A 19,097-nucleotide genomic window follows, 5' to 3' on the forward strand; every position below is an offset into this window, starting at 1 on the left:
GAGCCATGCTCGGCAGGGGCTTTCCCGGTAGAGCCTCAGCCGAGCATGGCTCGGCTCTACAGGGGGGGGGCGGTCGCGACAATGCCGAAGGGTAGTGCCGAGCCATGCTCGGCAGGGGCTTTCCCGGTAGAGCCTCAGCCGAGCATGGCTCGGCGCTACAGGGAGCGGTCGCGACAATGCCGAAGGGTAGTGCCGAGCTATGCTCGGCGCGAGCTTTCCCGGTAGAGCCTCAGCCGAGCATGGCTCGGCTCTACAGGGCCTTCGGGATACCCGGCTTCGCGGCTGACGCCGCTCCTGCAAAAAACAAAAAAAGCGCGGATCACGTGATCCGCGCTTGAGACGGCGGGGGAGAGGGGCCCGCCGGCTCTTTACTCAGTAGCGCAGGTTCTGCTGCCAGTAGGTTTCGATCTGGCGGACCAGCGTATCCGGCAGCGGCACGTAGTCCAGCTGACGGGCCTGGGCGTCGCCATTGGCATAGATCCAGCGGAAGTATTCGACCGCGGCCTTGGCACCTTCGGCCGTCTTCGGCTGCTTGCGCATCAGGATGAAGTTGGTGGCAGTGATCGGCCAGGCCTGCTCACCCGGGGCGTTGGTCATCACCAGGTAGAAGTCACGCGCGTTCGCCCAGTCTGCGCTGGCGGCAGCAGCCGAGAAGGTTTCGTCACGCGGCTGCACGAAGTTGCCTGCGGCATTCTTCATGCGCGAGAAGGTCAGGCGGTTCTGCAGTGCGTAGGAGAACTCGACATAGCCGATCGAGCCCCGGATCTGCTTGACGTAGGCGGCGACGCCTTCGTTGCCCTTGCCGCCGATGCCGACCGGCCATTGGACGCTGGTGCCTTCGCCGACGGTGGTCTTCCAGTCGGCGTTGACCTTGGACAGGAAGTTGACGAAGTTGAAGGTGGTGCCCGAACCGTCAGAGCGGTGCACGACGGTGATCTTGGTGTCCGGCAGGGTCAGGCCTGCGTTCAGGGCGACGATCGCCGGATCATTCCACTTGCTGATCTTGCCCAGGAAAATGTTGGCCAGGGTCGGGCCGTCCAGCTTCATCGCACCCGCTTCCACGCCCGGCACGTTGAGCACCGGCACCACGCCGCCGATCACCGACGGGAACTGCACCAGGCCGGCCGAGGCCAGTTCTTCCGGCTTCAGCGGGGCATCGGAGGAACCGAAGTCAACCGTGTTGGCCTTGATCTGGGCAATACCGCCGCCCGAGCCGATGGACTGGTAATTTACGCGCTTGCTGGTGGCGGCGCTGTAATCGGCCGACCACTTCGACATGACCGGGTAGATGAAGGACGCGCCGGCGCCGGTGACATCGGCAGCGTTGGCGGCGAAGACGGACGACGCAGCGAGGATGGCAACGGCTGCGCGCGATTTGATGGCGTGGATCACAAGTGGCTCCTGGGAGGTGTGAATGTGCGGTGAGTTCCGCCCGGCGCCTATTCCATAACGATTTGATGACAATGCAGCGTCTGTCATATGACGTATGCATGACAGCGTTTCATGAGCTCAGAATACGGCCTTCACCGCGTCCGGCAGCGGGTAGTGCTGGCCTTGTGGAGTGAGGGTGTATCGCTTGGCTGGCAGTGCTGTGCGGGTTTCGCTGCAGTTGCCGCCAGCATCTTCACGTTGTTCGGTGTCCTCGCCGCGTTCGCGGATATACAGGGTCGCCCAACCCTGGGCTGGCGTCGGGCCAACCTCGAGGGTGCGGCTGCGTTGTTGGAATTCGCCGGTGCAGTTGGTGTCCCATTCGCCGCCATTGCTTTGCATGACGATGGGGTTGGTGATTGCCTGCAGGCGGCTGCCGTCGTGGACGAACAACTGCAGCTGTTCCTCACCGAACGGATTGGCACGTGAGGAACCGCTGCGGGTGACGCGCACGCCGAAGGCGCGGGTATCGGCATCGAGCCGATAACGGGCGGTATCCAGGTAGATGCCGTCAACGCGGATCGCATCGCTGCTGACAGCGTCGGCCAGGCGCAGGGCGGCCCGCGCCTGCAGGGTGTTGCTGTCGATGACCAGGATGTCCAGGTCGCCAGCCTGCACGTCGCCATTGGCTTCTTCCGGCCCCAGCAGTGGTACCGCGATCAAGGTCAGGCGGGTATCGGCTGGCCAAACCCGGCAGGCGCCACGGCTGGCATCGATGGCCCAACCGGGCCGCGCGGGCAGGATGGCCGTGTCGCGTTGTTGATAGGCCCGGGTGATGCGCGCGGCGGCGTCACCACAGTCCTGGGCGACGCTGGTGAAGGGCAGGGAAAGCAACAGTACGAGCAGGCAGGTGCGCATGGGTCCGTCCATTCGGTGTGCGCTCCACATAATGTGTTGTGGGCGCGACGTGAGCGCCCAAGCTTACACAGCTTCAACCTGCGGAAGCGCTCGTGCCCTGGCCCTTGTAGGAGCGGTGTAAGCCGCGAAGCCGACACACCTCCAGATTGCGACAATCGCCTGCGCATCGGCAGTATCAGCTTCGCGGCTTACGCCGCTCCTACAAAGTCACAGGCGCTGCAACGACGAACGCCCCTTGCGGGGCGTTCGTGCAGTGCATACAGCCGCTGCTTACCAGAAGAACTGCAGGCGGGCTTCCAGGATGTCCGGCTTGTCGCTGACGAACTTCTTGCTGGACGAGGAGTACTTGTTGCTGTCGACCATCACGTAGTTCAGCGAGGCCTTGAAGTTGGAGCGCCAGTACCAGTTGGCACCCACGGTCCAGATGTCCATCTTGCCGCCCAGCACGCCGTCCACCAGCGGGGTGCCGCCGACCACGGCCGGGGCCTTCAGGCCGCCGTCGTTCAGATCGATGTGATCAAAGCGCGCGCCCAGCTGCCACATGCCACGGCCCGGCTCATCCGGCAGACCCAGGCTCGGGGTGCCGCCCTTGTAGCCCCAGGTCTCGCCGGTGACGTTCCACAAGCCACTGATGTAGTAGCCGTCGCTGCTGTAGTTGGCGTGGTCGTAACGCTTGGCCTTGGAGCTGTAGTACTCGCCCTGGGCCTTGAACGGGCCGCGCACGTACATGGCTTCGGCGCCGATGGTGCTCAGGCGGTCGGTGTCCTTCAGGTCGCCGCTGTCGACCAGGCGCACGGTGGCCAGGTCGGCGTTCGGGCGGGCGCGCAGGCGCAGCAGATCGGCGTCGGTATCGTAGTCGACGTAGCTCAGGCCCAGGTGCAGGATGTTGCCCTTCTCATTGATCGGGGCGAAGGTGCCGCGCACGCCATAGCCACTGCCATGGGCCAGGTCGCGGGTCAGCTCGCGGCCGAAGGCCGAGGCGGTGACCGACCAGTTGGCGTCGCCGATGCCGTAGCCAACGCCGAGGCGGCGGGCAACCGCGTAGGTGTTGGTGACGGTAGCCTTGGAGATGAAGTCGTTGTTCTTGGTGCTGGACAGTTCTTCCAGGCTGTTCGGCTGCTTGAACTGGCCGGCCTGCAGGAAGTGGTTGCTGTTGCCGCCCAGCTTGTACTTGACGTTGGTGTCGAGGAACTTGTCAGCCTTGGCGTCGTAGCCGACCACCCACTCGATGTTGCCCGGGCCCTTGCCCTTCAGCACCAGCTCGGCGCGACGCAGCTCGAATTCGCTGTCCTTGCCGTTCTTGCCGGTGTTGCCGTTCAAGTCGGCCTTGTCATTGCTGAACCAGTTGCCGTCGGCCTGGACCAGGCCTTCGAAGGTGATTTCGGAACCGCCAATAACGTCGATGGCGACTTCAGCGTGTGCAGCCGGCGCGAACAGTGCAGCAGCCACGGCCGCGGTGAGGAGTTGGCGATGCAGTTTCATTGGGTGGGTAGCCTTGCAGGCGGTTGGAGGTTGCTGCGAAGGCTAGGGCGTAAAGATTGCGTAAATGTGACAGTTCGGCGACCAGCTTTGGCCTTGTGGCACAAGGCCCTGCGTATTGGGCCTTGTGGCTGTTACGGGAAAGTGTCGTACAGATGGCAGCCGCCGACGTTCACGCAGCGTCGGCGGTCTTGTCCTTGAAGTGGCAGAGGTCGCGGATCACGCATTGCGGGCAGTCCGGTTTGCGTGCCTTGCAGACATAGCGTCCGTGCAGGATCAGCCAGTGATGTGCATCCTGCAGGAATTCTTCCGGGATGACCTTCATCAAGCCATCCTCGACGGCACGCACATCCTTGCCGGGTGCCAAGCCGGTGCGGTTGGCGACACGGAAGATGTGCGTATCCACCGCCATGGTCGACTGCCCGAAGGCGGTGTTGAGCACAACATTGGCGGTCTTGCGGCCGACGCCGGGGAGGGCTTCCAGTGCGGCACGCTCGGCAGGGACTTCGCCGCCATACTTTTCAACCAGGATCGCGCAGGCGGCAATCACGTTCTTGGCCTTGGCGTTGAACAGGCCAATGGTGGATATGTACGGCTTGAGCCCGTCCTCGCCCAGGGCGAGGATGGCCTGGGCGGTATTGGCGACCGGGAACAGCTTGCGGGTGGCCTTGTTGACGCCGACATCGGTTGCCTGTGCCGACAAGGTCACCGCCACCAGCAGTTCGAACGGTGAGCCGTACTCCAGCTCGGTGGTTGGATGTGGATTGAGCTCTCGCAAGCGGGTGAACATTTCCAGCACTTCGGCGGCATTCATGCGTTTGCTGCCACGTGTGGACGTGGCGTTCACCGCCGCGGGCTTTTTTGCGGGAGCCTTCTTTACCGCGATCTTCTTGGCACCGATCTTCTTTGCGGCGGCTTTCTTCGTCGTTGTTTTCTTCACTGCCACTGCCGTCATGTGCCTGACTTCTCTGCCGCTCGTGCCTTGGCCCGGGCCAGGATTGCTGCTGCCGCAGAGGGTAGGGCGGGCTTGCTGTCAGCTGCTGGCGGTGGTGCACGACGCGCCTGCCGCTCGGCATCGCGACGTTCAAGTCGCGCGGCGCGGGCGTGATGGCGCTCACGCGCGGCCCAGGCCGTGCGCAGCTGCTGCTGGGCCTGCTGCAACTGCTGTGGCAGCTGCGGGTAGGCGGGATCCAGCCGTTCGTCGCCGGGCTGCGGCAGGTAGTCCATCAGCCCGGCGCGCAGCGCCGCATCCAGATCATCGTCCAGTACGAATTGCAGTAATTGGCGGGGCGTGGCGCTTGGGTTGGACATGGACAACTCAACGATTCTTGAATTCCGGCTTGCGGCGTTCCAGGAAGGCGCTGGTGCCTTCGCGCATGTCGTCGGTGGAGAACACCAGGCCGAACTGCGCGCTTTCATACTCCAATCCTTCCTCGATCCCGCATTCGCCGCCAACGTTGATCGCATCCAGAATGCCGCGCAACGCCAGCGGGGCCGCATTGGCCAACTGCTCTGCCAGCTTGGTGGTCTCTGCTTCCAGCTCGGCGGCCGGCACCACGCGGTTGACCAGGCCCAACTGCTGGGCGCGCTCGGCGCTGATCGGTGCGCCCAGCAGGCAAAGTTCCAGCGCGGCCGCACGGCCGGCCAGGCGCAGCAGACGCTGCGTGCCGCCAAAACCCGGTACCAGGCCCAGGTTGATCTCTGGCTGACCGACCTTGGCGCTGTCGGCGGCGATGCGCAGGTGGCAGGCCATGGCCAGTTCCATGCCGCCACCCAGTGCGAAGCCGTTCACCATGGCGATGACGGGCTTGTTCAGGCGTTCGATCCGGCGCATGAGGCGCTGCCCCACCAGCGAAAAGTCACGGCCCTGAACCGGGGTGAGCGTGTTCATTTCCGAGATATCCGCTCCGGCAACGAAGGCTTTGCTGCCAGCGCCGGTCAGGATAATCACTCTTACGTCCTCGGCCAGCGCCGCCTCGGCAAAGGCGGCGTCCAGGGTTTCCAGGGTCAGCCGGTTGAGGGCATTGAGCTTTTCCGGGCGCTGCACGGTGATGGTGCGTACGCCTGCGTGGGTGCTGATCGAAACCGGGGCATCGGACATATAGGGGAAAGCCTCAAAACGTTAAAAAAAAGTGAGGAATGGAACTCTTTGAACCAACGGCGGTCATAGGTGAGCGTCGTCAGTGGCGGACAGCCTTTGTGACGGCTATCCTAACCCGTCGCCTCTAGCGGCATGCTTGCCCTGAGACACCATTCCTGGAGAACTGTTTGATGAAGTTGCGTTCTATCGCGGTCGCCGTGGCCGCCCTGGCCGTCACCGGCACCGCTTTCGCCCAGGACATCGCGTCCGAAAAGGGCAAGCTGAGCTATTACTTCGGCTATGACTACGGCAACAATCTGGCCGAACTCACTGGTCGTGGCGAACAGCTGGACATCGCTTCGGTGGTGAAAGGCCTGCAGGATGCCTACGCCAAGAAGCAGCCGGCAATCACCGCTGACCAGCTGAAGCCCGCCGTTGAAGCGTTCCAGCGTCGTGAGCAGGGCCGTGCCCAGGCTGCCAAGGCCGAGTACGAAAAGGCTGCTGCTGAAAACAAGACCCGTAGTGACCAGTTCATTGCTGCCAACAAGGCCAAGGCCGGCGTGCAGACCCTGGCCAGCGGCGTGCAGTACCGCGTGATCGAAGCCGGTGCCGGTGCCAAGCCGACCCAGGCCAGCACCGTCGCCCTGGAAGTTGCCGGTCCGTTCCCGTACGGCCAGCGTCCGACCGAAGCCCGCCCGGCGCAGTCGATCCCGTCGATCAAGCTGAGCGAAGTCGAGATGGCGGCGATGCGTGAAACCCTGCTGCAGATGCCGGCCGGCGCCAAGTGGGAAGTCACCCTGCCGCCGGACAAGGCCTACGGTGCCGACCCGCGCACCCCGTTCCCGCCGAACGTGGCTGTGCAGTTCGAAATCAAGCTGGTCAGCGTCAAGTAATAGCGCGCCAGTGATGTAATAAAAGGACGCCGGTGATAACACCGGCGTTTTTTTTTGTGTCGAAGAGAACAAGTGGCGCCCAACCACGCTCGGCAAGCGGCGGCCTCGCTATTGCAGTTGGGCACTGCATGGTCCTGTTCCATGCGGCTATTGTTCCGCCAGTTTCTGCTGAGTCCTGCGCGGCTGCTGTAGTTGGTTGCCCGCAGCGTAGCCCACGCGGGTCGGACATGCTCCAGCAGGTGCAATCGTGGCTGGTCATCGACTTCCCGATGATTGAGCTTGTCGGGATGTTGGCCACGAACAGCTTCCACATCATTCCCGGTGACGTACATTGCTTGTGCTGGCAGCGCGTTGCTGTTGCCTGGCCGCAGCTGGCGATCAGCTTTTTGTCCCGAGGTTCGCATTCGCTGGGCTGGGGCTGGGCTGTGATCAGCGGACGCGCCGTGATGTCAAGGAAGAAACTTCGAGCTCGGAAGAAATGTCAATTTTCCGCCGGCTGGCTTGCCTATGATCGTGCCGTGCATCGCAGGTATCGCTTTGTTCTTTGCGCGAAAAGTTCGCCGCGGGCGCAGCGGTAACGTGTTCCAGCAGGAGTTGCAGTTTGCCCCAGCCCAACAGCTGGCAGCTGGAGATCACCTGCGGGAAGTGGGCAGGCTACGTCGGAAGTTTGGTCTTCGGCTGCCTATGGCAGCCATGGTTGCCGCGTTCCAAACAAGGAGTGAAGACATGCAACGAGATCGTGTTGGCATTCATCGCTGGCGAGGTATCGCTACGATGATGGTTTGCGGGCTGGGCGGCATCAGTGGAGGCGTGGCGGCACAGTCAGCTGCAGGGACGGTGCCAGATTATGCAGCCCTGGTCGGAGTGCCAATGAGCGCAAGCGACGTGATGCGCTCACGTAGCGCTGGGGTTTCGGAGCATGAAATACAACGAAGAATAGACGTCGCAGGCGTGCGGCGCACTGCGGCGCAACGCGCAGCGTCCGAAGGCCTTAATCGCGTACTCGACAGGATGCCTGAAACACTCGAACAGGCGCTGCGGGAGGCTGCGCTCAATAAGGGCGGTCCTGTCATTGTCAGGACCTCAAGGCAGCAACTTCAACCAATCTATGCGACAGCAAGCGCAGACATGGATGCGACTGCATTGCATGGTGCTGACAACGCCAGCGTTCGTTGACCGGGGATTGAACCATGAAAAAGACAGTTGTTTACGCTTGCATCATGGCTGCGATGGCGATGACTTCGCTGCATGCACATGCTCAGGCGCGCATGAAATTGGTCAATATTGATCGTCCCGGCGTTGGCCTGAATGATCCAACACCGGTTCAGAGCGTGGGAGGCAACCCCGGGAAAACGCTGGGACAACAACGTTTGATTGCGTACCAATATGCGATGGACATTTGGGGGGCGCTGCTGCGCAGCTCAAGCGAGATCAGAGTGGAGGCGTCCTTTTCCCCACTGGAATGTGCGCCAGGTCGCATCGTGCTTGGTCAAGCAGGCACGAATAGCCGGGTTTGGGCCGATGCGATCTTTCCAGATGGCGCTTACGATTATACGTACCCTATCGCGATGGCCGACGCACTGGCGGGGTATGAGCTGAGGCCGGGCGAGAACCACATCATGTCGTTCTTCAGTTCGGAAGTGGATCAGCCTGCTTGCCAAGCATTGGGCGCGAACGGCTGGTACTACGGACTAACCGGAGACGCTGGCGGGAATACGCTGGGACGTTCCAATTTCCTGAATGTAATCATGCATGAATTGGCCCACGGACTGGGCGTGGAAGGGGTTGCAATGCTGGCTGGCTCCTGGGGGCTGCGAGTTCAAAAAAGTCCTTGGGATGAACAGGCTTGGTCGAATATTTATTCGATGAATTACAACCAGTTTGAAATGTCTGCCGATCCCCGTTTGGCCGAAGCTATCACCGCTGATGGAGAGACGGTATGGAAAGGGAGGCAGGCTACTCGTACCGCCGGGTTGTTGGCCGAACACCGGAGACTTTTGATAACCCGCTCGCCGGCGCTGCAGAGACATGATTACCAGACAGTCGGGTTCGGAGATCAACGCCTGGATGCAATCTTGGGGGAGATCGTGCTGGTCAACGATGTTGTCGGCCCCGATGGTGTGGATATGCACACAGGATGTGACGGCAGTGATGGGCAACCGGCCATTTCCAATGCCGCTGCTTTGGCGGGGAAAGTGGTTCTTGTTGATCGCGGCGGTTGTGAGTATGGCCTCAAGGCCTTGAATGCACAGCGTCATGGCGCCATCGCGGTGATTCTGGCCAATAATGTTCCCACATCTGTGCTCAGGGCCGGAGGGGGCACGTTTGGACGTCAGGTGAATATCCCGGTAATTACAGTAACCCAAGGTGTAGGGGCGGCGCTACGTGTTGGCTCACCAATGCTCGTGTCCGGTTTTATCGAAGATCCAAAGCGATTCTATGGTTTGGACTCCGGTGGCTATCCGCGCTTGTATACGCCTTCTGATTATCAACAGGGTTCGTCGTTCTCGCACATCGATACGGATATGACGCCGAATGCGTTGATGGAGCCTGCCATTAACCGGTCGCTGCGAGCGGATGTAGCTATAGACGTGACCTTGGACCTGCTTGAAGACATGGGGTGGCCAACCAATCGCAATGGTACTGCCATGCTGGGCAACTGCGACACTACCGTGCCGGTCTACCGAGATTCGTTTATTCCTGGTGCCAATCTTGTCGCGCAGAACAATCTATGCAGGGCATCTTCGCAGGGCAATCGCAGTCAACAGATGCGTTGCATGAATGATCACATCAGTTCTTTGCATGCACAGACGTTGATCACGCCGCTGGAAGTGGCAAAAGCGAGACAGTGCGTTGCCAGAATTTGATGTGGAGATTGATGAAATTTAACTCCCTAGATCGTGTGACGATGCGGCCGATTGCCGCGTATCTGGATGCCATCTCCAAGCCCCTTCAGGTGCGCGCAGCCTTTGGCTTTGCCTGGATAACCAAAAGTGCCGGCGTCCTGTGGGCGCCGGCACTCTCTGTTACGTTCACTCGGCCAGCGTTGCGGCGAAGTCACCTTTGCCGCACAGCTGCCGATACCCGTCGGTTCGACGGGGCTGGTCATGCCAACGTCGCTGCGTTCGACTGCTGTGTCGTTCATGCAGCACGGGTATTGGTTGCGGCTACTGTGGGCACCGGTGCGGTACAAGCGATCCTGCGGCTGCATGTTTGCGCTGACGGTAAGGCCGGATTCTCGAACATCATCAGCTGCCTCAGCCGCCCTCGGTACGACACCTGTACCTGACCGCCGGACTTCATCTGGGCGCGCCTGCACACAGGCTGGCGGGTAGTGAGAGTAAGCCCGTCAACGCCAGCGATCTACGAAGAAATGTCAATTTTTTTGCGGGCCGCCTGCCTAAGATCTGCGCGGTAGGCCACGGCTTGATCCGTCGGCTGTAAGGGGACGGGCTATGCAGGGCGTACATCGTCGAGGTCGTTCAGCAGGCAATGCCGCAACACCCAACGAAGGTGCAGGACGGTCAGTACTTTGGGCCGAGCGTAAGCGGGCGATGGGTGTCGCATCGTCCATCGATGGGATTTCGGCTTTCCGTTCGCGGCCATGCTTATCGCGTTCCAGACAAGGGGTGACGAAATGCAACGGGATACTAAAGGCGCTCTTTGGGTGTCATGTGCCGCATTCGGCGTGTTCTACGCATTGGCTGGGAGCGCATTCGCGCAGTCAGTGCCCGAGCCCGTGGCGGATTTCGCAGCACTGATCGGGGTGCCGATGACGGCCGCTGATGTGGTGCGCTCACGTTCGGGAAGCAGTACGCCGCAGGATGTGCAGCGCCGTATCGAGGCGGCGGGTGTACGACGCTCTGCTGCCGATCGTATGGCTTCGGAAGGCCTCAATCGTGCGCTCGCGCGGATGCCGGAGACAGCCGAGATGGCGTTGCGGCAAGCAGCGGAAGACACCAATGGTGCGGGCTTGGTGAGGACATCCCGGCAGGAAATTGAGCCGATCTTCGCGGTGCCAAGCAGAGGTGGCGGTACCAAAGCATCGCATGGCGTCAATGAAAAAATTGCTCGCTGACCGGGGATGACACGATGAAGAAGAATTTACTTGCGCTCTGCACTGCCTTGTCACTTTGCGCGGTTGGCAACGCGGCCCATGCGCAGGCAAGGATCACGCTGGTCAATCTGGATGGTCCGAATATCGGGCTCAATGATCCAACGCCGGCTGCCCCCATTGGCGGCAATCCTGGCCGGACACTTGGGCAGCAACGAACCATCGCTTACCAGTACGCGATGGATACCTGGGGGGCGCTGCTGAGTAGTGCTGTCGAAATCAAAGTGGAGGCCTCATTTGCACCGTTGGAGTGCGTGCCAGGAAGGATAGTGCTCGGCCAGGCAGCGCCCATCAGTCGGACAAAAGCGAGTGCGGTGAGCGCCGGTGGCGCGGCGGATTTCGAGTACCCGGTTGCATTGGCAAACGCGTTGGCCAGTCGTGACCTGGGGGTCGGCAGCAACGATATTCTGACCAATTTCAGCTCGGCGATCGACACGCCCTCCTGTCAGGCCTTGGGAACCCAAGGGTGGTATTACGGGCTCACCGGCAATGCTCCGTTCAATACCCAGGAGCGGGCGAATTTCTTCAATGTCATCATGCATGAGTTGGGTCATGGCCTTGGTGCGTCAGGTAACTCGCGGTTCCTGGGTAGCCTGGCCTTGCGTCTGGCGAAGAGCCCATGGGATGGTCTGGCGTGGTCAAACACGCATTCGATGAGCTACAACGATTTTTCGGTTGTCGATGCCCGTATGGGAGTGGCGCTTACCAAGCCCGGGCAGACCGTGTGGAAAGGGCGGGCAACAAATCAAATGGCGGCATTGTTGGCAGAAAAACGAGAGTTGTTGAGTATCACCGCACCTGTTGCCGGTCTGCATGAATTTGTCCCCGCCGATTTCGGTAGTTCAGACCTGTCACCGCTCAAGGGGGAGATTGTTCTCGTCAGTGATGCCGTCGGGCAGGGGGCGGTTGATACGCATTTGGGATGTGATGGCAGTGATGGGCAGCCGGCCATTGCCAACGGTCCGACCCTGGCCGGCAAGGTTGTGCTGATTGATCGGGGCGTGTGTGAATTCTCCAGGAAGGCGTTGAGTGCGCAGAATCATGGTGCGGTCGCGGTGATCATTGCCAACAATGTGCCTGAAACCCCGCTTCTTGCAGGGCCGGGCACGGCGGCAAGTCAGGTGGCTATCCCGGTGATTACAGTGACCCAGGAGGTGGGTGGGTTGTTGCGCGGCGAAGCCGCCGTGGTGGCAGCGGGGTTTGCGACCGATGCCAATCGATTCTATGGATTGGATTCAACGCAAAGCATGCGCCTGTTTACACCGGCGACGTATCAGCCCGGATCCTCGTTCTCGCACGTGGACTCGGATATGACTCCGGATTTCCTGATGGAGCCGGCAGAGTCCAAGTCAGTCCGAGCCGATGTGGCAATCGACGTGGCACTGGAAATGTTTGAGGAGATGGGCTGGCCAACCAACCGAAGCGGGACTGCCAAGCTGGGCGGCTGTGACACCACGGTGCCGGTCTATCGGGACTCTTTCATTCCTGGTGCCAACCTTGTCGCGCAGAACAATCTGTGCAAGGCAAGCTCGGCGAATAATCGCAGCCAACAGTTGCGCTGCATGAACGATCACATCAGCGCGCTGTACGCACAATCCCTGCTCACTTCGTTGGAGGTGGCCAAGGCAAGGCAATGCGTGGCAAAGCTGTAGGGATGTAGATTGATCAAGCCTGCGGCATGCTGGATGCTGTTGCCGTATGCATGCCCGGCCGCCAGGGCATGGCAGTTAAAAGTCTTGCACAGGCAGCGACAGGGATAGGGCAGGTGCCCTGCATGTCGCGGCATGAGAACCGGCGCCTTGATGGCGCCGGTCTGTTGTCCACGACTGTCAGTGCCTTTGGCTTACGGCGAAGTCACCTTTGCCGCACACGTGCGGATACCGGCCTGTTCCACCGTGCTGATCATGTTGATCGCCCGCAACGAAGCCGCGGTATCGTTCATGCAACGCAGGTAGAGCGCACGGTTGCCGTTGGCGGTGGTGCGGCAAAGGCGGTCCTGTGCCTGCACATTGGCGCCCGCAATCAACCCCGGGTTCTTGAACAACTTTACCCCCGTGTCGCAGCTGCCGATGCGTGCCGTGCCTGCATTCAAGCTCCAGCCTTCGTCGACGAAAGCTGCCAGGGTGAGGTCGACCATGCGTCCGGCGTCGGTGTTGGGGCTGTTGGCTGGCTCCATCAACGCATCCGGTATCAGCACGCTTTCGAAGTGCGAGAAGGTCGAGCCACTGGCAACCACGGCCGGGGCGTACAGCAGTGGGCGTCCGCTGGCGTCGGCACCGGCGTAGCGTCCGGCAACCTCTCCCAGCGACGCGGTCAACGCGGTACCGGCCTGTGCGGCAGCCTTGATCAGGTTGGCATCGGCGAGATTGACGCTCAGGGTCGGAATGGTGGCGTTGACGCTGGGGTCTTCGGCCATGCCGGGTGCGGTGCCCGGGTCGCCGGAACTGGCAACATTGCCAATGATCGCCGCGACTGCACCCGCTGCCTGGGCGTTGGCCGCCTTGATCTCGAATGCGCAACCGCCCCGATTGATATAGGCAACCTTGCCGCTGAGACTGCCGGCAGGAATCACTTCACAGGCATCCGCGGTATCGGCACCAGTGCCATCGTTGGCAATGGCGACTGCGCCGGCGAAGTTGGCCGGAGTAGCTGGCGGCCCAAACGAGGCCGTGCCGAAGAACTGCGTGACCACGCTGCTGCCGTTGACCGACAGCACCACCGCCGGGTCCAGCCACAGCGGCGTTTGTGCCCTGGTGGTTGCGCCATTCCAGGCTGGTGCACCACGGGTCTTGATGGATGTAGCGCGCAGCGCGTTGGTCATGCTGGCTTCGGTGAAGCGTTTGCCTGAAAGGTTGTCGAAGGCGTTCTCGGTATAGACATCCGAATACCCGTAGTACTGCGGGATGCCGATGCGTTCGCCCAGGCGGCCAGTGGTGTAACCGACGAAGCCGGAGAAGCCAAGGCCGTGGCCGATCTCATGCATCACCACGTCGAGGAAGCTGACCCGGTCATCGGGTGCTTTGCCGTCCAGGCCGTAATACCAGCCCGAACCGGTCATGCACGGTGTGCCATCGGGATTACTGCCGCCCAGATTGTTGTTGAAGCGGCTGGTGATGTCGGTGCCGGCACTGCTGATGGTGATGCGGCTGCCATTGAGGGCGTTGGCCAACGGGGCGTGGTAGATCATGCCCAGTTCGGTCGCTGTCGGTGGCGTAGTTGCGATCCATGAGGCGCCGGCCGAGCCCAGTGTGCCGCCGGTAGCCGTGCAGGCAAGGTCCTGGAAACTTGCACCGACGAACGTCTCCACGTCGCTCTGCAATACAGCGCCCCACAGATCGGCGGCGAACTGATAGACGATGCGGCGTTGCTCGCCCACCGTCTTGCCGGGATTGCCGCCTTCCGGTGCGCGTAGGGTGGGGTCGTTGAGGCCCTTGCCAGCAGGGTCCTGGTTGATGGGGGTGATGATGGCGGCGTGCGCGGTGGCGCCGAGCAGGCAGGTGCCGATGACGGCCGAAAGCAGCAAGGTCTTCATTCGGACACCTCCTGCCTGCCATGCGAAAGCGGGTCGCCGTTCTCCAGGATCCGCACTTCGCCAGTGGCAGTGCGTTCGATGCTCAACGAATTCATTGCCGACAGGGGCAGGTCGGCGGTGCTCATGCCGTTGCTCTGTAGCCGTATGGTCTTGGCGGCCTCGGTGCCGGTCTGCGGAATGCGTGCCCACGCGGCGTTGGCTCCGGCGGCGCTGCGGCTTGCCGACGGCATGGCGTTGGCCTTGTCGGAAAGTGCCCTGATTTCAGTATCCGTGAGTTTGCGCAGTTTGCCGGTCTTGGCATCGATGCCGGCAACCATGCCGCTTTCGGTAGGGGAACTTGGGTTGTCGTCCGTTGGCGGCTCATGGGCCTGTACTGAAAGGCTGGCGGTCAAGGCCAGCGCCGATAACAACAAGGAGGGTTTTGCCATTCTCATTTCCGGGCTCCGCTTACAGAGTGAAAAGCGATAAGGCTCCATCCATATGCAGGCGAGGCGGGTGTCGAACAGCCACGCTGATCGAACGCGCATCATGCGCATCGGATGGTTCGTGTTCCCCCTGTCGGCAATCGGAGTGTGCCCGTAGATGAACCGCCGCTCAACCACAATTTGAACTGCATCACAAAATAAATGTGGACCTTCGGCGAACGGTTTCGCTGAATGGGAGTGGTCGACGTCGCCGACATTGCCATCGTTGCAACGCAAAAGGCGGGCGATCAGCCGCTGGAAGCTGGTTCACAGGGTCCCCCTCGCGCTACGCTAGCGTGATGTTTGAATTGATGGATGCTCCTGCTCGTGTCATCTCCAGCCCCTGTATTGGCATCTGCGCGCTTGATGAGCAGGGCTATTGCCGTGGTTGCTGGCGCAGTGGTGCCGAGATCGGTGGCTGGATGCGCATGAGCGAGGACGAGCGGCGTCGGGTCATGACACAGGAACTACCAGGGCGCTCACGACACGCCGCGGCATTTGCGGATCAGCTGCAGGACCGTGATCGGCTGCAGAAAGCCTTGATGCCACTCACCCAGGCACCCACTGGACAGGGCTGGAACCGTTCCGAACTGGAAGATCTGTTGCCCCCCGGGCCGCCGGTGGAAGCGGCAGTATTGGCGGGACTGGTGCCGCGGCCGCAGGGGACCCAGGTGATATTGACCCGACGCACCGAAGCACTGCGCAACCACGGTGGACAAGTGGGTTTTCCCGGTGGCCGCATCGAAACCGTCGATCGCAACCCCTTGGCCGCCGCTCTGCGCGAGAGTGACGAGGAGATCGCCTTGGCCCGCAGCCAGGTGCTGGCCCTGGGCTACCTGGATCCCTTCATCACCATTACCGGGTTCCGGGTGACGCCGGTAGTCGCGGTGGTGGATCCGGCATTCATTGCGCGGCCTGAGCCCGGCGAGGTGGCCGAGGTCTTTGAAGTACCGCTGGATTACCTGATGGACCCGGCAAATCTGCGAAGGGTGGACATCGAGCATGGCGGACGTGTCCGTCATGTCATGGAATACAGCTGGCCCGGGCAGCGCATCTGGGGCGCGACTGCAGCCATCCTCTACAACCTTCGCCGTCGATTGGAGCAGCAGGCATGAGCGCGACCGCTTATTCGTGGACCACGTTGATTGATGTGGCGGACCTGGCCCACGCCCTGGCCCGACCCGAATGGCGCGTGGTCGACGCACGCGCCACCGCCAGTACCGCGCTGCGGGTGGTCGACGCGCGCTATTCGCTGGCCGACAAGAACGCCGGTGCGGCCGGCTACGCGGCGGGGCATATTCCCGGTGCGATCCATGCCGATCTGGAAAGCGACCTGTCGGACATGCGCAAGCAAGGGCATGGCCGGCATCCACTGCCGGACAGCGAGGTTTTTGCCGCACGCCTCGGCGACTGGGGGATCGGGCCGGATACCCAGGTGGTGGTTTACGATGCGGCCGATGGCAGCATGGCCGCAGCGCGCCTGTGGTGGTTGCTGCGCCTGATCGGCCACCACAAGGTCGCTGTACTTGATGGCGGCCTGGCCGCTTGGCAGGCAGCGGGGCATGCATTGGATGCGACCCCGGCTGCGGTTCCCGCCTTGCCGGCCTACCCCGGGCGGTTTGATATGGCCCAGGTGGTCAGTGTCGATGAAGTGCAGGCGCGCTTGTCACAGACGCCGGCGTGGTTGCTGGACGCGCGTGCCGGCGAGCGTTATCGCGGCGAAGTCGAGCCCTTGGATCCGGTGGCCGGGCATGTGCCGGGAGCGTTGAACCGACCGTTCGGCATGAATCTGCGTGATGGTCGTTTCCGACCCGTGCAGGAGCTGCGTGCGGAATTGGCGCCGCTGCTGTCAGGGCAGGCGCCGGCACAGGTGGCCGTGATGTGCGGTTCGGGGGTTACCGCATGCCATTTGGCGTTGGCGTTCGCGCATGCCGGGATGCCGGGGCTGCGGGTGTTCAGTGATTCCTGGAGTGGCTGGTGCAGCGATGCAGGCAGGCCGGTGGCTACCGCCTGAGTTGTCAGTACGCCGCGTAGTGGGGGCGGTGCCGATAGGTATGAATGCTTCGGGGGAAGCGTGCGTTCATTGAAATGGCTAGCGGTGGCGTTGTTGGCGGCGGTTCTGGGGGCATGCAATGCGCCCGGCAATGGCTTGTCGGGCGATGCTGCGCGTCAATACCTGCGTGATGTGGAGCAGTGGCGGGCGAAGCGTCTGGCCAGCCTGCGTGCGCCCGATGGCTGGCTCAGCTACACCGGTTCCGGCCGCCTCAAGGCCGGGACGTACAGCGTGGGCAGTGCCGCCGCCAATGACGTGGTACTGCCCGGTGGCCCGGCCGAGCTGGGGATGCTGCAGGTGGACCGCGAGGGCCTGGCAACAATCGCTGCGGATGCGCGCGCTGGCGCCCAGATGGCGGGAGAGCCGCTGTTGCGGGCGGTCCTGATTCCCGGCGTCGCCCATGTCAATGAGGCCAGTCGCGTTCAAGTGGGGGACGCGGAGTTCTACCTGGTGCGCACCGGCAGCATCCTGGGGTGGCGTTATCGCGATCCGCAGTCGCCGCGACGGCTGGGATTCAGCGGCATCGAACACTTTCCAGTCGACCCGAAATGGAACATCCGCGCGCAATGGCGGCCGTTCCCGGCACCCAAACAGGCCGTCCTGCTGACCTCGATCGGCACGCCGTTGCCGGCGCTGGTGCCGGGCGAGGCGGTGTTCGAGATTGGCGGGCGCAGCTATCACCTGCAGCCGGTGCTGGATGAGTCCGCACCGCCGTCGCGGCGCTTGTTCTTCCTGCTTTCCGACCGCACCAGCGGCCGCGAGACGTATGGCGGTGCGCGTTATGTGTATGCGGAAATGCCCACGGATGGCGTCGTGGAACTGGACTTCAATCGTGCCGAGAATCCCCCCTGCGCGTTCACCCCGCATGTGGTTTGCCCGATCGCACCTGCGATCAACCGGCTTGATCTGGCGGTGACGGCGGGCGAGAAATTCCAGTACCTGCCGCAGTAGGCAGCTGCCGGGACAGCAGTCAGCCCGGCATTCTCTGCAGCTCGACGGCACGCAGCACCAGCTCCCAGGGGAATAGCGGACCGGGATCGAGTTTGCGTTGCACACTCAGGCTGGAATTGTCGCTGGCAGGTTCCAGGGCGGTATCCAATTGCTCGTGGCCGGCGATGTAGCGCAGTGACGGTACTGCCTGTGGCAACCACTCCAGCAGGCGTACCAGCGCTGCAATCTGCGCTTCCGGGTAGGGCTCGGTCATGCTCTGGTGGTTGGAGTCGAACCAGTTCGGCCAGCGCCCGTTGTTGACCAGCTCGATGCCGATCGAACGCGGGTTGATGCCACGCACGTGGTGGGCCACCCGGTCCAGGGCCACGTATTGCTGGATGCTGCCGTCGCGGTCGATGTAGTAATGGCCGCTGTTGCCGCTGCCGTTGTCGTACAGGGCACGCTCGCCATACTCACGGGCGGTGGCCAGGTCCGGCAGTTCGGTGCAGTGGATCACCACCAGGTCGATGTCGGTGGGCTTGCGCTGCGCCAGCAGGTGTTCGTAGGGCAGCGGTTTGGCGATGATGGGCGGCGGCAGGTGCATGGGTGGATGCTAGCATTCACCCATGAATTTCCCCATGACCTGCCGCCAGCCATGAGTCGCGGCCACTGCATCCTGTCGCACGGCTTCGAGAGCGGCCCCGACGCCACCAAGGTCACCGCGCTGGCCGAAGTGGCTGAACGCCTGGGCTGGAGCCACGAACGCCCGGATTACACCGACCTGGACGCCAGGCACGAGATCAGCCGGGTCGGCGATGTGCCGGCGCGCCTGCAGCGGCTGGTCGAACGCGCGGCCGAGATGGCGACGCGTGGCCCGCTGGTGCTGGGCGGATCCAGCCTGGGCGCCTATATCTCGGCGATCACCTCGCTGCAGGTGCCGGTGGCCGGGCTGTTCCTGATGGTGCCGCCCACCACGATGGGGCCGATGCCGGCGCTGGACGCGGCGTCGGTGCCGATCAGCGTGGTCCACGCCTGGAACGACGAACTGATCCCGGCCGCCGAGGTGATCGCCTGGGCCGCCGAGCGCAGGGCGCGGCTGCTGCTGGTCGATGACGGCCACCGCCTGATGCGCCATGTGGACGCCTCGGCGCAGGCCTTCGAGGCCTTGCTGCGCGGTTTGTGAACGCCGCTGCCGGCCGATTCCGACGGCGCGGCGGGCAACTGCCTACAATAGCGGCCCTGGATGCCCCGGGGCCGGCCACCGTG

The 19,097-nt window shown here is 62.5% G+C and carries 20 protein-coding genes; 11 read left to right on the plus strand and 9 right to left on the minus strand.

What is annotated here, in order from left to right:
- Positions 1 to 372 precede the first annotated feature (372 nt).
- The 6 genes from pstS to RT131_RS00835 form a co-directional block, all read right to left on the minus strand.
- A complete protein-coding gene (gene pstS, locus RT131_RS00810) occupies positions 373 to 1,392 on the minus strand; it encodes a phosphate ABC transporter substrate-binding protein PstS (protein ID WP_313169419.1) in 1,020 nt (339 codons plus the stop codon).
- Positions 1,393 to 1,509: 117 nt separating this feature from the next.
- A complete protein-coding gene (locus RT131_RS00815) occupies positions 1,510 to 2,286 on the minus strand; it encodes a hypothetical protein (protein WP_313169421.1) in 777 nt (258 codons plus the stop codon).
- Positions 2,287 to 2,556: 270 nt separating this feature from the next.
- Positions 2,557 to 3,768: an OprO/OprP family phosphate-selective porin gene (locus tag RT131_RS00820; protein WP_313169423.1), complete on the minus strand. Its 1,212-nt coding sequence runs from the start codon at positions 3,766 to 3,768 to the stop codon at positions 2,557 to 2,559.
- 169 nt (positions 3,769 to 3,937) lie between these two features.
- The gene (gene nth / locus RT131_RS00825; protein WP_313170192.1) at positions 3,938 to 4,579 is read right to left on the minus strand and encodes an endonuclease III; all 642 of its coding nucleotides are present in this window, start codon (positions 4,577 to 4,579) and stop codon (positions 3,938 to 3,940) included.
- A 137-nt stretch (positions 4,580 to 4,716) separates the two neighbouring features.
- A complete protein-coding gene (locus RT131_RS00830; RefSeq protein ID WP_313169424.1) occupies positions 4,717 to 5,076 on the minus strand; it encodes a hypothetical protein in 360 nt (119 codons plus the stop codon).
- 7 nt (positions 5,077 to 5,083) lie between these two features.
- Positions 5,084 to 5,866 carry an enoyl-CoA hydratase-related protein gene (locus RT131_RS00835; protein ID WP_313169425.1) on the minus strand — a complete coding sequence of 261 codons (783 nt, stop codon included), beginning with the start codon at positions 5,864 to 5,866 and terminating at the stop codon, positions 5,084 to 5,086.
- Positions 5,867 to 6,036: 170 nt separating this feature from the next.
- Between RT131_RS00835 and RT131_RS00840 the strand changes: the two genes are divergently transcribed.
- The 7 genes from RT131_RS00840 (at position 6,037) to RT131_RS00870 (ending at position 12,504) form a co-directional block, all read left to right on the plus strand.
- On the plus strand, positions 6,037 to 6,738 hold the full coding sequence (locus tag RT131_RS00840) for an FKBP-type peptidyl-prolyl cis-trans isomerase N-terminal domain-containing protein (protein ID WP_313169427.1): 702 nt from the start codon (positions 6,037 to 6,039) through the stop codon (positions 6,736 to 6,738).
- A 227-nt stretch (positions 6,739 to 6,965) separates the two neighbouring features.
- A complete protein-coding gene (locus RT131_RS00845) occupies positions 6,966 to 7,316 on the plus strand; it encodes a hypothetical protein (protein WP_313169429.1) in 351 nt (116 codons plus the stop codon).
- 148 nt (positions 7,317 to 7,464) lie between these two features.
- A complete protein-coding gene (locus RT131_RS00850; protein ID WP_313169431.1) occupies positions 7,465 to 7,914 on the plus strand; it encodes a hypothetical protein in 450 nt (149 codons plus the stop codon).
- A gap of 14 nt (positions 7,915 to 7,928) precedes the next feature.
- Positions 7,929 to 9,605, plus strand: a complete 1,677-nt coding sequence (locus RT131_RS00855) for a PA domain-containing protein (RefSeq protein ID WP_313169432.1) — start codon at positions 7,929 to 7,931, stop codon at positions 9,603 to 9,605.
- Positions 9,606 to 9,616: 11 nt separating this feature from the next.
- Positions 9,617 to 10,027, plus strand: coding sequence for a hypothetical protein (locus tag RT131_RS00860; RefSeq protein ID WP_313169433.1), 411 nt, complete (start codon positions 9,617 to 9,619; stop codon positions 10,025 to 10,027).
- A 315-nt stretch (positions 10,028 to 10,342) separates the two neighbouring features.
- Positions 10,343 to 10,816 (plus strand): hypothetical protein, encoded by a 474-nt coding sequence (locus tag RT131_RS00865; RefSeq protein WP_313169435.1) that lies wholly within the window; start codon positions 10,343 to 10,345, stop codon positions 10,814 to 10,816.
- Positions 10,817 to 10,830: 14 nt separating this feature from the next.
- Positions 10,831 to 12,504, plus strand: coding sequence for a PA domain-containing protein (locus tag RT131_RS00870; protein WP_313169436.1), 1,674 nt, complete (start codon positions 10,831 to 10,833; stop codon positions 12,502 to 12,504).
- Positions 12,505 to 12,695: 191 nt separating this feature from the next.
- Here RT131_RS00870 and RT131_RS00875 read toward each other — a convergent pair whose 3' ends face one another.
- Positions 12,696 to 14,384, minus strand: a complete 1,689-nt coding sequence (locus RT131_RS00875) for a PA domain-containing protein (RefSeq protein ID WP_313169438.1) — start codon at positions 14,382 to 14,384, stop codon at positions 12,696 to 12,698.
- Positions 14,381 to 14,920, minus strand: coding sequence for a hypothetical protein (locus tag RT131_RS00880; protein WP_313169440.1), 540 nt, complete (start codon positions 14,918 to 14,920; stop codon positions 14,381 to 14,383). Before RT131_RS00880 ends, RT131_RS00875 begins: the two co-directional genes overlap by 4 nt.
- 239 nt (positions 14,921 to 15,159) lie before the next feature.
- On the opposite strand from RT131_RS00880, the gene RT131_RS00885 reads away from it, so the two are divergent.
- From RT131_RS00885 to RT131_RS00895, 3 genes are all read left to right on the plus strand, one after another.
- Positions 15,160 to 15,963 carry a CoA pyrophosphatase gene (locus tag RT131_RS00885; RefSeq protein WP_313169442.1) on the plus strand — a complete coding sequence of 268 codons (804 nt, stop codon included), beginning with the start codon at positions 15,160 to 15,162 and terminating at the stop codon, positions 15,961 to 15,963.
- Positions 15,960 to 16,862 carry a sulfurtransferase gene (locus tag RT131_RS00890; protein WP_313169444.1) on the plus strand — a complete coding sequence of 301 codons (903 nt, stop codon included), beginning with the start codon at positions 15,960 to 15,962 and terminating at the stop codon, positions 16,860 to 16,862. Before RT131_RS00885 ends, RT131_RS00890 begins: the two co-directional genes overlap by 4 nt.
- Positions 16,863 to 16,931: 69 nt before the next feature.
- Positions 16,932 to 17,852, plus strand: a complete 921-nt coding sequence (locus RT131_RS00895) for a DUF1684 domain-containing protein (protein WP_313169445.1) — start codon at positions 16,932 to 16,934, stop codon at positions 17,850 to 17,852.
- Positions 17,853 to 17,871: 19 nt separating this feature from the next.
- On the opposite strand, the gene RT131_RS00900 is transcribed toward RT131_RS00895, so the two are convergent.
- Positions 17,872 to 18,435 (minus strand): N-acetylmuramoyl-L-alanine amidase, encoded by a 564-nt coding sequence (locus RT131_RS00900; protein WP_313169447.1) that lies wholly within the window; start codon positions 18,433 to 18,435, stop codon positions 17,872 to 17,874.
- Between the two features lie 51 nt (positions 18,436 to 18,486).
- Between RT131_RS00900 and RT131_RS00905 the strand changes: the two genes are divergently transcribed.
- Positions 18,487 to 19,014: a hypothetical protein gene (locus RT131_RS00905; protein WP_313169449.1), complete on the plus strand. Its 528-nt coding sequence runs from the start codon at positions 18,487 to 18,489 to the stop codon at positions 19,012 to 19,014.
- Positions 19,015 to 19,097 lie beyond the last annotated feature (83 nt).

Source organism: Stenotrophomonas sp. (assembly GCF_032066555.1).
In the GTDB taxonomy this organism is placed as follows: Bacteria; Pseudomonadota; Gammaproteobacteria; order Xanthomonadales; family Xanthomonadaceae; genus Stenotrophomonas.

Bases quoted from the DNA above. Each gene is read 5' to 3' on its own strand.
- RT131_RS00815 (WP_313169421.1), bottom strand. From the start codon at position 2,286: ATGCGCACCTGCCTGCTCGTACTGTTGCTTTCCCTGCCCTTCACCAGC.
- RT131_RS00820 (WP_313169423.1), bottom strand. From the start codon at position 3,768: ATGAAACTGCATCGCCAACTCCTCACCGCGGCCGTGGCTGCTGCACTG.
- nth (WP_313170192.1), bottom strand. From the start codon at position 4,579: ATGAATGCCGCCGAAGTGCTGGAAATGTTCACCCGCTTGCGAGAGCTC.
- RT131_RS00830 (WP_313169424.1), bottom strand. From the start codon at position 5,076: ATGTCCAACCCAAGCGCCACGCCCCGCCAATTACTGCAATTCGTACTG.
- RT131_RS00835 (WP_313169425.1), bottom strand. From the start codon at position 5,866: ATGTCCGATGCCCCGGTTTCGATCAGCACCCACGCAGGCGTACGCACC.
- RT131_RS00840 (WP_313169427.1), top strand. From the start codon at position 6,037: ATGAAGTTGCGTTCTATCGCGGTCGCCGTGGCCGCCCTGGCCGTCACC.
- RT131_RS00845 (WP_313169429.1), top strand. From the start codon at position 6,966: ATGCTCCAGCAGGTGCAATCGTGGCTGGTCATCGACTTCCCGATGATT.
- RT131_RS00850 (WP_313169431.1), top strand. From the start codon at position 7,465: ATGCAACGAGATCGTGTTGGCATTCATCGCTGGCGAGGTATCGCTACG.
- RT131_RS00855 (WP_313169432.1), top strand. From the start codon at position 7,929: ATGAAAAAGACAGTTGTTTACGCTTGCATCATGGCTGCGATGGCGATG.
- RT131_RS00860 (WP_313169433.1), top strand. From the start codon at position 9,617: ATGAAATTTAACTCCCTAGATCGTGTGACGATGCGGCCGATTGCCGCG.
- RT131_RS00865 (WP_313169435.1), top strand. From the start codon at position 10,343: ATGCTTATCGCGTTCCAGACAAGGGGTGACGAAATGCAACGGGATACT.
- RT131_RS00870 (WP_313169436.1), top strand. From the start codon at position 10,831: ATGAAGAAGAATTTACTTGCGCTCTGCACTGCCTTGTCACTTTGCGCG.
- RT131_RS00875 (WP_313169438.1), bottom strand. From the start codon at position 14,384: ATGAAGACCTTGCTGCTTTCGGCCGTCATCGGCACCTGCCTGCTCGGC.
- RT131_RS00880 (WP_313169440.1), bottom strand. From the start codon at position 14,920: ATGCGCATGATGCGCGTTCGATCAGCGTGGCTGTTCGACACCCGCCTC.
- RT131_RS00885 (WP_313169442.1), top strand. From the start codon at position 15,160: ATGGATGCTCCTGCTCGTGTCATCTCCAGCCCCTGTATTGGCATCTGC.
- RT131_RS00890 (WP_313169444.1), top strand. From the start codon at position 15,960: ATGAGCGCGACCGCTTATTCGTGGACCACGTTGATTGATGTGGCGGAC.
- RT131_RS00900 (WP_313169447.1), bottom strand. From the start codon at position 18,435: ATGCACCTGCCGCCGCCCATCATCGCCAAACCGCTGCCCTACGAACAC.
- RT131_RS00905 (WP_313169449.1), top strand. From the start codon at position 18,487: ATGAGTCGCGGCCACTGCATCCTGTCGCACGGCTTCGAGAGCGGCCCC.